Origin of the sequence: Candidatus Symbiopectobacterium sp. NZEC127, assembly GCF_025962675.1 — a bacterium.
In the GTDB taxonomy this organism is placed as follows: Bacteria; Pseudomonadota; Gammaproteobacteria; order Enterobacterales; family Enterobacteriaceae; genus Symbiopectobacterium.
Genome location: NZ_JAGFPG010000009.1, coordinates 76,149 through 90,376, shown reverse-complemented (window position 1 = coordinate 90,376; position 14,228 = coordinate 76,149). Strand labels below are relative to the sequence as shown.

General features: G+C 54.8%; 11 protein-coding genes. 5 read left to right on the top strand and 6 right to left on the bottom strand.

Annotated elements, in window-relative coordinates; genetic code table 11:
- The first annotated feature begins 308 nt into the window (after nt 1–308).
- From J5069_RS22555 to J5069_RS22540, 4 genes are all read left to right on the top strand, one after another.
- Nucleotides 309–1,616: an MFS transporter gene (locus J5069_RS22555; RefSeq protein ID WP_264645945.1), complete on the top strand. Its 1,308-nt coding sequence runs from the start codon at nt 309–311 to the stop codon at nt 1,614–1,616.
- A 77-nt stretch (nt 1,617–1,693) separates the two neighbouring features.
- Nucleotides 1,694–4,066 carry a glycoside hydrolase family 31 protein gene (locus tag J5069_RS22550; protein WP_264645944.1) on the top strand — a complete coding sequence of 791 codons (2,373 nt, stop codon included), beginning with the start codon at nt 1,694–1,696 and terminating at the stop codon, nt 4,064–4,066.
- 241 nt (nt 4,067–4,307) lie between these two features.
- Entirely contained in the window at nt 4,308–5,771 is a 1,464-nt protein-coding gene (locus J5069_RS22545) for an AMP nucleosidase (protein ID WP_264645943.1), read from the top strand.
- A gap of 305 nt (nt 5,772–6,076) precedes the next feature.
- The gene (locus J5069_RS22540) at nt 6,077–6,814 is read left to right on the top strand and encodes a carbonic anhydrase (protein WP_264645942.1); all 738 of its coding nucleotides are present in this window, start codon (nt 6,077–6,079) and stop codon (nt 6,812–6,814) included.
- Nucleotides 6,815–6,889: 75 nt separating this feature from the next.
- On the opposite strand, the gene J5069_RS22535 is transcribed toward J5069_RS22540, so the two are convergent.
- Nucleotides 6,890–7,801 carry a helix-turn-helix domain-containing protein gene (locus J5069_RS22535; RefSeq protein WP_264645941.1) on the bottom strand — a complete coding sequence of 304 codons (912 nt, stop codon included), beginning with the start codon at nt 7,799–7,801 and terminating at the stop codon, nt 6,890–6,892.
- 163 nt (nt 7,802–7,964) lie between these two features.
- Here J5069_RS22535 and J5069_RS22530 point away from each other — a divergent pair, with 163 nt between their 5' ends.
- Nucleotides 7,965–8,966: a class I SAM-dependent methyltransferase gene (locus J5069_RS22530; RefSeq protein ID WP_264645940.1), complete on the top strand. Its 1,002-nt coding sequence runs from the start codon at nt 7,965–7,967 to the stop codon at nt 8,964–8,966.
- Nucleotides 8,967–8,969: 3 nt separating this feature from the next.
- Here the strand turns inward: J5069_RS22530 and J5069_RS22525 are convergent, their stop codons facing one another.
- From J5069_RS22525 to J5069_RS22505, 5 genes are read right to left on the bottom strand one after another with little or no spacing between them, the layout of a single operon-like run.
- Entirely contained in the window at nt 8,970–10,106 is a 1,137-nt protein-coding gene (locus J5069_RS22525; protein WP_264645939.1) for a M24 family metallopeptidase, read from the bottom strand.
- A complete protein-coding gene (locus tag J5069_RS22520; RefSeq protein ID WP_264645938.1) occupies nt 10,099–10,902 on the bottom strand; it encodes an ABC transporter permease in 804 nt (267 codons plus the stop codon). The genes J5069_RS22525 and J5069_RS22520 overlap by 8 nt, the downstream gene beginning before the upstream one ends.
- Nucleotides 10,899–11,753 carry an ABC transporter permease gene (locus J5069_RS22515; RefSeq protein ID WP_264645937.1) on the bottom strand — a complete coding sequence of 285 codons (855 nt, stop codon included), beginning with the start codon at nt 11,751–11,753 and terminating at the stop codon, nt 10,899–10,901. Before J5069_RS22515 ends, J5069_RS22520 begins: the two co-directional genes overlap by 4 nt.
- Complete coding sequence (locus tag J5069_RS22510) at nt 11,750–12,880, bottom strand: ABC transporter ATP-binding protein (protein WP_264645936.1); 1,131 nt, start codon at nt 12,878–12,880, stop codon at nt 11,750–11,752. The genes J5069_RS22515 and J5069_RS22510 overlap by 4 nt, the downstream gene beginning before the upstream one ends.
- Nucleotides 12,880–14,010, bottom strand: a complete 1,131-nt coding sequence (locus J5069_RS22505; RefSeq protein ID WP_264645935.1) for an ABC transporter substrate-binding protein — start codon at nt 14,008–14,010, stop codon at nt 12,880–12,882. Before J5069_RS22505 ends, J5069_RS22510 begins: the two co-directional genes overlap by 1 nt.
- Nucleotides 14,011–14,228: the final 218 nt, after the last annotated feature.

Here is a 14,228-nt window from a genome sequence, read left to right as displayed (position 1 = left end):
AGATGAAAAAATTTTCATGCTAAAACTGCCCATATCCTAACCGTTTTTTATGCCCAACGCTAAAATAAGCCAGCCTTATGAAAATTTTTGCAAAAAAGAGCGTATCCCACATCGATTATCTCATTTAGGCTTAATTGGTAGACCAATTGAGAAAACAGCACCTCAAAAAGAGTCTTATATAACAACCTGAATTTTAATATAAATAATCAGAATATAGCGATAGGGTGAGTATTTTAGGTTACTGATGGTGTAACAGAAAGAATAACTTATCAGGCCAAATCAATCATCACCCTCTGACGGAGATTATCATGAGTCTCAATATTGACAACGCTGCACCCGCAGTGCATGGGAAACGGAAAATCAAAAACCTGCGTTGGTGGGTTTTGGGGCTGTTCCTTTTAGGCGTTACTGTTAACTACCTTACACGTAACGCGTTAGGTATCCTGGCGCCTGAACTGAAAGCCACCATGGGGATCACCACGGAGCAATACTCCTGGATCGTTGGCGCATTCCAATTGGCCTATACCATTTTCCAACCCCTGTGCGGCTGGTTGATTGATGTCATTGGCTTGAAAATCGGCTTTCTGGTGTGTGCTTCCATCTGGGCAGTGATGTGTATGCTCCATGCTGGCGCCGGCAGTTGGCTACATCTGGCGATTTTGCGCTTCTTTATGGGCGCAGCAGAAGCAGCGGCGACCCCAGCCAACGCCAAAACGCTCGGCGAATGGTTCCCGAAAAAAGAACGTCCGATCGCCGCCGGTTGGGCTGGTGTCGGCTTCTCCATCGGCGCCATGTTAGCACCGCCTATCATCGTGGTGGCACACAGCTTCCTCGGCTGGCAGGGTGCGTTCATGTTCTCTGGTGCGCTGGCCTTGCTGTGGGTGGTTCTGTGGTGGTTGTTCTATTATGACCCGGAGAAGCACCCGAACCTGAGCAAAACCGAGCTGGAATTCATCAAGCAGGATAACGAAGCGGCACCGGTCAAGCTGCCTTTCTTCACCGCGCTGAAAACCGTCGGCAAAAACAAACGTTTTTACGGTATTGCGATTCCAGCCTTTATGGCAGAGCCGGCCTGGGCCGTGCTGAGCTTCTGGGTGCCGCTGTATCTGGCAAAAGAACGCGGGATGGATCTGAAACAGATCGCCATGTTCGCCTGGCTGCCCTTCCTGGCCGCTGACCTGGGCAGTATCGCCAGTGGCTATCTGACCCGCGTCTATACCCGTCTGTTTGGTTGCAGCCGCGTCAACTCCGTGGTTGCCAGCTCCGTGACCGGCGCGTTCCTGATGATTTCTCTGGCAATGGTGGCGCTGACGAAAGACCCGTACATCACCATCCTGCTGATCTCCATCGGTGGTTTTGGTCACCAGATCATCTCCTGCATGCTGAGTGCGCTGGTGGTTGAATCGTTCGAAAAAGGCCAAATGGCAACGGTCAACGGGATGCGCGGCTCCTTTGCCTGGATCGCCAGCTTCCTGTTCTCACTGCTGATTGGTGTGACAGCAGACAAAATCGGCTACAACCCGCTGTTTATCGCGATGGGCTTCTTTGACCTGATTGGTGCCATCTTCCTGGTTACCTTCATCGCCGAGCGTCGTAACAAAGCGCGCGCTGCATAACGTGTTGTCGACAGGCCTTGTTACCACAAGGCCTGCCGTACTGTGATGTCTTCGATTGTTTAGTTTGGAACGTTGCTATGAAAATTTTGAAAAACTGGGTGCTAAACCAACAAACACAAGCGTTTGTTGAAATCAACGTGGACAACCAGCATCTGTTTCGCCTGTATGTGCTGGAAAATGACCTGTTTCGTGTGCTGATCAAACGCAAAGGGGAACTTGCCCTGGATCGCACCTGGAGCATCGCCCCGGAAGCAGGGAAAGATGTGGCATGGGAAGGACGTGAGCGCGAAAGCACCGCGGGCTTTGCCCTGCCCGGTTTTACCCTGACCACACTTGACGATGGTCTGCAAGTCGCTACCGATAAACTGCGCGTTACCGTGCATCAACCGCTGTGGCTGTCATGGGAATACCGCGATCAACAAGGTGTTTGGCAGCCGCTGGCCGCCGACCGCCACACCAGTGCGTACCTGCTGAATGCCCACGGTGATGGCGTTGAGCACTATCAGCGTCGCCATCCGCAGGAACAGTATTACGGACTGGGTGAGAAAGCGGGCGATCTGAACCGCGCTGGCCGCCGTTACGAAATGCGTAACCTCGATGCCATGGGTTACAACGCGCAGTCAACCGATCCACTCTACAAACACGTGCCCTTCACCATCACTCGTCGCGGTGACGTCAGCTTCGGGATGTTTTACGACAACCTGAGCAGCACCCGTCTGGATCTGGGTAACGAGCTGGATAACTACCACGTTGCTTACCGGCGCTACAGCGCAGAAGCAGGCGATCTCGACTACTACCTGTTCCTCGGCCCACGCGTGCTGGATGTCACCAAGAAATTCGTGCGTCTGACCGGTAAAACCCTGTTTGGCCCCAAATGGAGCCTGGGTTACAGCGGTTCGACCATGCACTACACCGACGCCCCCGATGCGCAGCAACAACTGCTGAAATTCATCGAGCTGTGTAAAGAGCATGCTATCCCGTGTGATTCGTTCCAGCTGTCATCCGGCTACACCTCGATTGGCAACAAACGTTACGTGTTTAACTGGAACTACGACAAAGTGCCGCAACCGAAGGTGCTGAGCCAATCGTTCCACGATGCCGGTCTGAAACTGGCCGCCAACATCAAGCCGTGCCTGTTACAAGACCACCCGATGTACCAACAGGTGTCAGAGCAACAACTGTTTATCCGTGATTCCGAGCAAGACGCGCCAGAACGCTCCTGTTTCTGGGACGATGAAGGCTCACACCTTGACTTCACCAACCCGGCAACGGTGAAATGGTGGCAGGATAACGTGACCTCGCAACTGCTGGAAATGGGTATCGATTCCACCTGGAACGACAACAACGAATATGAAGTGTGGGACGGCGAAGCGCGCTGCTTTGGCTTTGGCAAACCGATTGCCATCAAGCACATTCGCCCGGTAATGCCGCTGCTGATGATGCGTGCGTCGATGGAAGCGCAACAGCGCTTTGCGCCGGAAAAACGCCCTTACCTGATCTCCCGTTCCGGCTGCGCCGGGATGCAGCGTTACGTGCAGACCTGGAGCGGCGATAACCGCACCAACTGGACCACGTTGCGCTATAACACCCGTATGGGTGTTGGTATGAGTCTCTCCGGTTTATACAACGTCGGTCACGATGTTGGCGGTTTCTCTGGCGATAAGCCTGATGCGGAACTGTTCGTACGTTGGGTACAAAACGGCGTGATGCACCCGCGTTTCACCATTCACTCCTGGAATGACGATCACACGGTCAACGAACCCTGGATGTACCCGGAAGTCACCCCGGCAATCCGCGACGCCATTGCGCTGCGTTATCGCCTGCTGCCTTACCTGTACACCCAATTGTGGCACGCCAGCCAGGACGATGAGCCGATGCTGCGCCCCACCTTCCTCGACCACGAACACGATGCCGTCACGTTCCAGGAAACCGACGACTTCCTGCTGGGCCGCGATCTGCTGGTTGCCAGCGTGGTTGAACAAGGTCAGCGTCAGCGTCAGGTTTACCTGCCGAAGAATGCGTCTGGCTGGTACGATTTCTACACCGGCACCTGGTTCAGCGGCGGACAAACCATCACTCTCGATGCGCAGTTGGAACGCCTGCCGTTGCTGGTGCGCGCCGGGGCGATGCTGCCGACCTCTACACGCCTGAAGCATGTCGATCACCAAACGGACGATCAGCGCGATCTGCTGCTGTTCCCACCGTGCGGCAAAGGTCAGGACAGCGGCCTGTTGTTTGAAGATGATGGCGAAACCCATGGCTGGCAGCAAGGTAATGCGCTGTGGTTGCGCTGGAACATCACCAGTGACAACTCACGCATTGATGTGACCTTCACGCAGGAAGGTGACTTTGCTCCTGCCTGGAAACGCCTGCATGTTCGCCTGCCTGCCCAGGACCAGCGCACGCTCTACATTAACGGTGAAGCGCAATCTCACTGGGATCGCGCATAATAGCAGCCCATTGCGTTGCCACAGGGCAACGCAATCTCCCTCTACCACGGCGCACCGTTTTCTGTGCGCCTTTTTTCTTTCTATTATCACGCGCTGTTGCTGCGAGATACTGTAGCGAGATATTGTTCAAAGCCTCACCAAACAGAACAATGGCTATACGTTTCGTCACGTGGCTGATCTATGCTGGGTGTAACCACCGCAATCACACTGCGGGAGATAACCCAAAAAGGATGGAAGAGCGATGAAGCATTGTGGTTCCCCTGCCCCCCTCACGGCCGCACAAGCGCTGGATTTACTGAGTTCGCAGTATGATGATGCGGTCAACGCATTACGCGCAGCCATTAGAGCCTACGTGACAGATGGCTCCTTGCCCGATGCAGAAGCTCGCCGCAACGGGTTGTTCGTCTACCCGGAATTGCGCGTAAGCTGGGATGGCGTACAGCAAGGGAAAAGCCGCACCCGCGCCTACGGGCGTTTCACGCATACCGGAAGTTACAGCACCACGGTCACGCAACCCGCACTGTTCCGCCGTTATCTTTCTGAGCAACTGACCTTACTGGTAGAAGAGTATGGCGCGCACATTGAGGTGTTCCCGTCGCAACAGGAAATCCCCTTTCCTTATGTGATTGACGGCTCTGATTTGACGCTGGAACGCTCGATGTCTGCCGGGATTTCGCAGCACTTTCCCACCACGGAACTGGCGCAAATTGGTGATGAAACCGCTGATGGTCTGTTTCACGCCACCGATACCCGTTTCCCGCTTTCGCATTTTGACGCCTTACGTACCGATTTCTCTCTGGCGCGATTACGCCATTACACGGGCACCGCCATCGAGCATTTTCAGCCTTATATCCTGTTCACCAACTACACGCGCTATGTGGATGAGTTTGTCAGTTGGGCCTGTGAACAAATCGCCGATCCGGATAGCCCTTACGAGGCGCTCGTTGCGGCTGGCGGCATCTTCCTCACCGGCAAAGACGCTACCGCCGAAGCGTGCGTTTCCGATGTCGCCTGGAAGAAACATCAGATGCCGGCTTATCACCTGATCGCCAAGCAAGGGCCGGGGATTACCCTGATCAATATTGGTGTCGGGCCGTCCAATGCCAAAACCATCTGTGACCATCTTGCCGTGCTGCGCCCGCACGCCTGGCTGATGATTGGTCACTGCGGTGGGCTGCGCGAAAGCCAAACCATTGGCGACTATGTGTTGGCGCACGCTTATCTGCGCGACGATCACGTGCTTGATGCCGTGCTCCCGCCGGATATCCCCATTCCAAGCATCGCCGAGGTGCAACGCGCCCTGTATGACGCAACCAAAATGGTGAGCGGCATGGCGGGCGAAGCGGTGAAACAGCGGCTACGTACCGGTACGGTGGTGACCACCGACGATCGTAATTGGGAACTGCGTTACTCCGTCTCCGCCCTGCGTTTCAACCTGAGCCGCGCCGTGGCCGTCGATATGGAAAGCGCGACGATTGCAGCACAAGGCTATCGCTTCCGAGTGCCTTACGGCACGTTACTGTGCGTCTCGGACAAACCGCTACACGGTGAAATAAAGCTGCCTGGTCAGGCCAACCGTTTTTATGAAGGTGCCATCTCCGAGCATCTGCAAATCGGTATCTGCGCGATGGATCTGTTACGCGCAGAAGGCGACCATCTGCATTCACGCAAACTTCGCACGTTCAACGAGCCACCGTTTCGCTGATTGCCCGTTGTCGGGCCCTACTGGGCCCGACAGCAAGCGCCGGTTTATTATCAGAATTGCCGGACACAAACAGAAAAATAGCACTAACATTCTGTTTTATAGTCAAAAAAACTCAAAAACCCGCTACATTCCCCCTTGATGCTCTCCCACCGTCGACAACCCTGCATGTGGCGCTACTACACTTACTGCAATTAATTACTGAAAGTTATTATCAGCACCGCCACCTGCCACGTGACTGGCATGTCATTGACGTCCTGCACCAGGCTGCCATGGCGTCATAACCACAATAACAATGAGGTATTATTATGAGTAAGTTCGACGCTCCCGAGCCATCGCGCCGTGCAGTGATCAAGCGCACCGCCGCCCTCTCTGTTCTGGCACTCACGGGTATCAGTGGTTTTATGGTTCCCCACGTCAGCTATGCCGCGTCGTTGACCCAAGCGCAGCGTGACAGCATGACACCTGACGATGTGATCAAAAGCTTTAAAGCGGGCAATGCACGTTTTCGGGAAGGCAAGATGCAACAGCATGACTTTGTGGCGCAAAAAATCAGTAGCCAAGAGGGGCAATTCCCTGCGGCGGTGATTTTGAGCTGCATCGACTCGCGCGCTCCCGCTGAAATTTTGCTGGATACGGGCATTGGTGAGACGTTTAACGCGCGCGTAGCGGGCAACGTGCAAAATGAAGACATTCTGGGCAGTATGGAGTTCGCGTGTGCCGCAGCGGGAGCCAAAGTGGTGCTGGTGATGGGCCATACAGCCTGTGGTGCCGTGGCCGGTGCGATAGATAATGTCGAGTTGGGCAACCTGACTGGGTTGCTGAACAAGATTAAACCCGCCGTCGAGAAAACCGTTTATGAGGGTGACCGCACGGGCAAAAACATGGCGTTTGTCGATGCAGTGGCAAAAACCAACGTGGCGCTCACCGTCGAACACATTCGTGAACACAGCCCGATTCTGAAAAAACTGGAACAAGAGGGTAAAATCAAGATCGTCGGCAGTATGTACCACCTGGTTGGCGGCGAGGTTGAGTTTCTGAGTTAACGCATTCTCAAGCGAGACATGTGCTTAATCGGTATCCTGCCGTGGCAGCCACGCTGTCACGGCATATACGCATCGTTAAATGGATTTCGGGTAGCGCCCATAATAACGCCAGAACGCCACGCTAAAATTGTTGGCGTGACGATATCCCACCCGCCAGGCCACTTGCGCCACTTGTAAGCCTTGCTCCAACAAACGGTGTGCCTCTTCCATACGTAATTGCAATAACATCTGTCCCGGTGTGGTGTTGAAATGGCGATGAAACGCCAGCTTGAGCTTGTATTCGCTTAAACCCACCGCCAACGCCAGCGCACCAAGAGAGAGGGTTTCACTCAGGTGTGCCACCATCCAATCACGGGCACGCTCCACCGCCACCACATCCTGAGGGTGTAACCGGGGTGCTTCCCGCGTCTCCTCAAACAAATAGCGATGCGCAGCCAGCAGGTTCAGCGCATGAATGTGCATGGACAGCATGTCGCCCTGCGCCTGTTGCAGTGCGTGCAGGTGCTGTTGTGCAACCGGTGCCACCCGGCTGTAGGCATGCTGACGCAATTTATAATCACCAAACAGACGCTGCGTTGCCGCACCGCCAATGTAGCGCTCCAGCATCGATTCACTCACCAACAGGCGCAACTGATCCACTTTTTGTCGTTCCGGATAATAACGCTCGCCCAGACTGTGATGAAAGCTAGCGATGGTCACATGCTGTTGACGAAACATCATGCTGGCACCCCGCTTTTCGCTGTAGTTCGACTCGCCGTTCAAACCAAAGGTCATCACCAGCACCGGCTGAGAGTGGGCGGTTTCAGCTTCCTCCACCAGCGGTTTCAGCGGCTGATAGGAGGAGGTCACCAGTGTCAACCCATCAGCAAGCGCATCCGATTGCGACCAGCACTGACCAAACTGATCCGGTAACTGGCGACGGTTACCCTCGCGCAATACCATACGCGGCATCACACGCTGCATTGATGCACCTCGCCCTTCTCCCATTTTCTCTCTCCTCCCATCCTCAGAGAAAAACCGCCGTCACGCAGACAAACCAAGACAATAATAATTCTCATTTATAGATAACATAAGGCTATCCCCGGCGGCAACGCCCACGTTAACCAAGGCGACGTGATTAACGCCGCAACCCAGCCTGCAAGGAGCCACCATGTTCCCCACCACGTTGACCGATTTATGGGCACTGACTGCCACCAACATCAAGACAGAGGCGGTTCGACTGGCTCTGGACAGCGCACTGTTTGATCAACTGGCGCAACCATTAACGGTTGAGCAGTGCGCGCTGCACCAACAGTGGGAACCACAGCAAGCCTCAGCGCTGTTCGAATTGCTGTGGAGCATCAAACTGCTGACGCGCGACGCAGCAGGCTATCAAACGACCGCTGAGATGCAACCTTATCTGTGCCAAACCGGCGAGCGTTATATTGGCGACAGCTGGCGTTTCCGCTATCAATCGCTGCGTGACGTCGGTCAGCAGTTGGCCGCGCTCATGCAGCAAGCCCCCGGTACGCCACCTCCCGCTGCTCGCATGGACGCCGGTTGGGCGCAAGCGGCGCAAAAGCAGATTGCTCAGGAGCAGCGCGCTGTGACGGTTGACCGCGCCTGCGACATCGTGGGGGCGTTGCCGGAGTTCCCCCAGGCCAAAACGCTGCTGGATGTGGGCGGTGGCCCCGGCATGATCGCCATCGGTCTGACGCAGCGCCATCCCACGCTACAAGGGGTGGTGTTCGATCTGCCACAAACCGTCGCAGTGGCGCAGGAGAATATCATTGCCGCCGGTCTGCACCGGCGGTTAAGCACCGCCAGCGGCGATTTTGCCGCTCAGCCGTTTGCCGCTGGCTATGCCGATATTATCTGGTGTTCTTCCTACCTGCACTTTGTCGAGGATATTACCACCAGCATTGCACAACTGTTCAACGCGCTGACACCGGGCGGCGTGCTGGTTGCCGTGCATGCAGAAATAGCGCCCACCCCAGAGGATGCCGCGTCAGTATTGCCCTTCTACCTGCCGTTGATGCTGCGCGGACGTCGGGTAACGCGAGAAGGGGAATTGGCATCGTTGCTGTGTGATGCCGGTTTCAGCCGTGTAGAAACACGGCGACATCAACCGTTTCCGATGTCGCCACTGACCGTTTTGATCGCACGAAAATAGGCGTTATGCGGTTGCGAACAGCTGGCGCGGAATCTTCGTCAAACGCTCGCAGCCGTTTTCCGTCACCAGCACCGTTTCGCTGATGGCGAGGCCCGCCGCATACAGATACATATGAAACACCATGCCCGCTTCCAGCAGCCATTCGGAGGTGGGCAAAAACACGTGGCTAAAATCGCTGGTGCGCGGCGTCGTCTTCGGATAATAACCGAGCGTATAGCCGGTAATGCTGGCGTAATCCTGACGCAGCCCCGCTTTCAGCACCGCGTTACGCGCCAGCGCATCAATGTCTTTAGCCACTGCGCCGGGCTTCATGGCCGCAAGCTGCTTATCCTGAATAGCGATCAACTGCTGAGCAATCTCTTGCTGTGCCGGTGACGCGGTGCCGATAATCACCGAGCGCATGATCTTGGAACTGTAGCCGCGTTTAAAGGAGACCACTTCAAGATGCAGAATATCCCCCTGCTTCAGCGGCCGTTCTTGCATGTTGGCATGCAGAAAACTGTTGCCGCCGCCGGTCGTGACAATGCCACAGCGGTTGGAATCCATCCCGTGGCGAATCAGGACGCGGTGGATAATCTCTGCCGCCTGACGCTCCGTCTTACCCACCCCCATTTCGGCAACCACTTCACGGATCGCCTGATCGTTCGCCGCAGCAGACTGCTTGATGCACTCGATTTCCTGCAGATTTTTGCGGGTGCGTAATTGCTTAAGCACACCGGAAAAATCTTTTACCTGCACCTGTGGCAACATCGCCTGCAAACGTTGGAAGCGGTTGATGGTCATGCAGTAAGAATCGAAATCGATGCCGAGCGTCGCGCTTTCCCAGCCGCGAGCGCGCACCGTATCGGTCAGCACCGTTAACGGATCCTGCCAGTCATGGAAGGTTACAGTGTCAGTGATCCAGCTGTTTTCGCTGAACGCACGCTCGTCCATGGCGCGGAACACCATCACCGGGTCGCCCGTCAACGGCAGCAGGCAGGCGCGGTACATGTTTTCAGAAATGCCGAATCCGGTGAGATAAAACAGGAATTCAGTCTGATCAATCAGCAACAGGGATATCTCCCTTTCTTGCATGTAAGCGCGGATCTTTGCGACGCGCTGTTGATACTCTTGGAGCGGGAAAAGCCAACTTTCATTCATAACGGTTACCTGATGTCGTTTTTTTTCTATTCACCACACTCGTAATCCCCAATGTCACTATGGTCACGCCGATCGACAGCACGCTGACGGCCGCAATAGAAGGATCGAGCTGAAACTGTACCGTGTTCCAAATCCGCACCGACAGCGTTTGACTGCCGTGATCGGAAAGAAACAGCGCAATAAGCAGTTCATCAAACGAACTGAGAAATGAGAAAATAGCTGCCGAGAACATGCCCGGTGCGGCCAGCGGCAGCGTGATACGGCGTAATACGTTGAAGTGGCTGGCACCCAGACTCATTGCCGCCTGCTCCAACCGATAATCCATGCCTTGCAGCGTCGAAGACAAAATAATGGTGGCAATAGGCAGCGCAATCAGGGCATGCCCGATAACAATACGGGTGAAGCTGTTAAACAGCGCCAACTCGGAAAAGAAGAAGAACAGCGTCAGCGCCACAATCACGTTGGGCACAATCATCGGCAACACAATCAGCGCATACACCAGACTTTTACCGACAAAACGACAGCGCACCAGTGCCAGCGCAGCAAACAGCGCCAGCGCCATAGCCAACACGGTGGACATCAGCGCAATGGTAAACGACAGGCCGATAGCCTGTAGCCACTGTGAGTCCTGCAAAATCGCGCGCATCCACTTCAAGGAGAACCCCTGCGGTGGGAACGACAAATAGCTATTGGTACTGAACGCCAGAGGGAAAATCATGGCAATCGGGACCAGCAAAAAAGCGAGAGTTAACAGCGTGATCAGCAGCGGCAGCCAGCCGGGTCGGTTTCCGTTCATCCTTTCGCCTCAAAGAGTCGTTCCAATCCCACGACCCGAACATAGACCCAAAACAGCACTAAGGTGCACAGCAGCAGCAGCGCCGACAGCGCCGACGCGAAGCCCCAGTTGAAATAGACTTCCAACTGATTTTCGATAACCATGGCGATCATGGTATCGCGCGGACTGCCCATCAGCGCCGGTGTCACGAAGAAGCCGATAGACAGAATAAACACCAGCAGGCTGCCTGCGGCAACACCGGGCAACGACAGCGGTAAAAATATGCGCCAAAAGGCCCGAAAGCGCGAAGCGCCGAGGCTATACGCTACCCGCAGCAGTTGCGGATCGATGCCGCGCATCACGCTGTAAAGCGCCAGCACCATGTAGGGCAGTAAAATATAGGTCATCCCGATCAACACGCCGAGCGGGGTATACATCAGTTTAAGCGGCGTATCGATAAGCCCCAGCGCGCGCAGCACCTGATTGACAAAGCCATCGCTGCCCAACAGCACCATCCAGGCATAGGTACGCACCAACACGCTGGTAAAATGGGGAATAATGATGATGACAATCGCAATACTGGCTAAGCGCGCAGGAATTTTGCACAACACCCAGGCCACCGGATAGCCCAACAGCAGCGTCACCAGCGTCACCAGTAGCGAAGTGCGCAACGTAATCCACAGCACGTGTAGCCAGACCGGTTCCTGCACAATGCGCGCAAAGTGCTTGCTGGTAAGCCCGGGATCGAACAGGCTGTACCCGAGCATTTTTGCCAGCGGAATCAGCAAGAAAATCGTCAGGGCCAGCAGCGTCGGTGCCAGCAACAGCCACGGTTTCCAGCGACCTACGCGCCTGTCGTCACGCCCACTCATCGCTTAGCCTCGGCGGGAATAAACCAGAGACTTTCCGTTGCCCACCCGATACGCACGGTGGCACCCGGTCGCAGAGTTCCCTCCAGCGCCGAGTTCTGTAACTGAGCCAGCAACCTGGCGCCATCACTCAGCACCAGTGTCAATTTGAGCGTGTGCCCCAGATAGAGCATTTCCGCGATGGTGGCGGTAATCGGCAAATGTGCTGATGCCTCCCCCGGCAAACCAATGCGAATATGTTCTGGCCGCAGAACCGCTAATACCGACTCCCCGACCCCAAGATGCGCTACGCCCTGACCGCACACGGTTTCACCGCTTGAAAGGCGCACGTCATAGCCTGGTTGCTGAATGGCGCTTATCTGGCCGTCGATAAAGTTGGACTGGCCGATAAATTCAGCCACCCAGCGATTCTTTGGTTTGGTGTAGAGATCGTGCGGGGTATCGATTTGAGCAATCCGCCCCTGTTGCATCACGGCAATGCGATCGGACAAGGTCAATGCTTCTTCCTGATCGTGGGTGACAAACACCACGGTAGAGCCGGAAGCCGCATGCAGCCGTTTTATTTCCAACTGCATGTGTTCACGCAGCTTTTTATCCAGTGCACCCAGCGGCTCGTCCATCAATAGTGCCGCCGGGGAAAAGATCAATGCGCGCGCCAACGCAACGCGCTGCTGCTGCCCACCGGACAGCTCTCGCGGCAGACGATGCCCCTTATCCTCAAGCTGGATCAACGCGAGCGCATCCGCCACTTTCTGCTTGATATCACCACGCGCAACGCCGCGCATTTCCAGCGGAAACGCCAGGTTATCCGCCACCGATAAGTGCGGAAACAGCGTGTAGTGCTGAAACACCACGCCGAGGTCGCGTTTCGCGGGTGGCAGATGCGTGATATCCCGATCGTTAATCAGCACGCGCCCTTGGCTGGGTTCGGTAAAGCCCGCCACCATCATCAGCGTGGTGGTTTTCCCTGAACCGCTGGCACCGAGCAGCGTCACAAACTCGCCTGGTGCGATCGCTAAATCCAGATTATCGACGACGGCCGCCTGTTCGTAGCGCCGGGTCAGCCCCTCAAGGCGCAGTGCAGCTCCCGGCTGACGCCGGGAGCTGTGGTGTGTTGAATCCGCTTTCATTACCCCTGACCCAAGATCCATGGTTGCCAGATTTTACCCACTTCCTCAATGTTATCTGTCCACCACTGCGCATTTTGCACAAAGGAGCGCGAGTAATACTCAGGGTTGGAAGGCAGTTTCACCAAGTCCTCTGGGCGAACGAACTGGAAGGCTTTTTTATTGGTGGGACCATAAGCGATAAACTGGGTAATTTTCGCCTGAACTTCAGGTTGCAACGCAAAATCAATCAGCAACTGCGCATTTTCCGGGTTTGGCGACCCTTTCAGCACGCTCCAATACTGCAACTGCTGTTTGATCTGGTTCCACTCAATGGCTAACGGCGCGCCCTGATCGATCAACGCTTGTGCACGCCCGTTCCACAATGCGCCCAACACCGCCTCTTTGCGCTCCATCAATTGCACGGATAGCGCACCCGTATCCCACCATTTCACGACATGGGGTTTGATGCGGCTCAGAGAAGCAAACGCGCGCTTGATATCAATCGGGTAGATGTCTTTCATGTCTACGCCATCGGCAAGCAAGGCAAATTCCAGCTCAGTAGAACTGGTGCGCAGATCCGTTAAGGTACGTGGGCCGGGGAAACGCTCTGCGTCCCAAAATTCTGCCCAGGTACGCGGGTGGTTGCCATCACGGAACACATCCGTGTTGTAGACCATCACGGTAGAGAAGAACAGATTACCGACCATATTGGGGCGTCGTACTTCGGGGAAAATATCGTCGGGATTGGTAAACTTCATGCCCGCGTAGTTGATTGGCATCAACGCCCCGGCCGCATTGAGGTTGGTTTGCGTGACATCGCCGATATCCAGCACATCAAGCGTCACACGATCCGCTTTGATCATTGCCATGATTTGTGCGGCAGTAGAAGGCTGAATGATCACTTTAATGCCGGTCAATTCCGTAAAAGGTTTATAGACCGCATTTTCCAGTGCTTCCTGATAGCTTCCACCAATCCCGCGAACAATCACTTCTTTGCTGGGTGCGGCAAAAACCGCAGGCGAGAAGGCCCCGAGCAGAGCCCCTGCACCAATAATCGATGTTTGTTTTATTAAGCGACGACGATCGGCATTAACCCCTTCATCAACGCTTGACGGCATGAAACCCTGTTGCTTTTCGTTTCCTTTGTTCATATGTTTTCCTTTAAGAAACAAACGGTAAGAAACTACTTTTCTCTGATGTCAGCAACATAAGACACGGTTTAATCAAAACAAGGATTAAACAAAAAATGGTGTTCTAGCAACACATTGATTAGTCAAACAATGAAACGAAGGCGCGAAGGTATTTCTTTATAATGTTACAGCGGTGGCAATAACCACCGCTGTATTACTGCTTATTATTTTTACTGCTT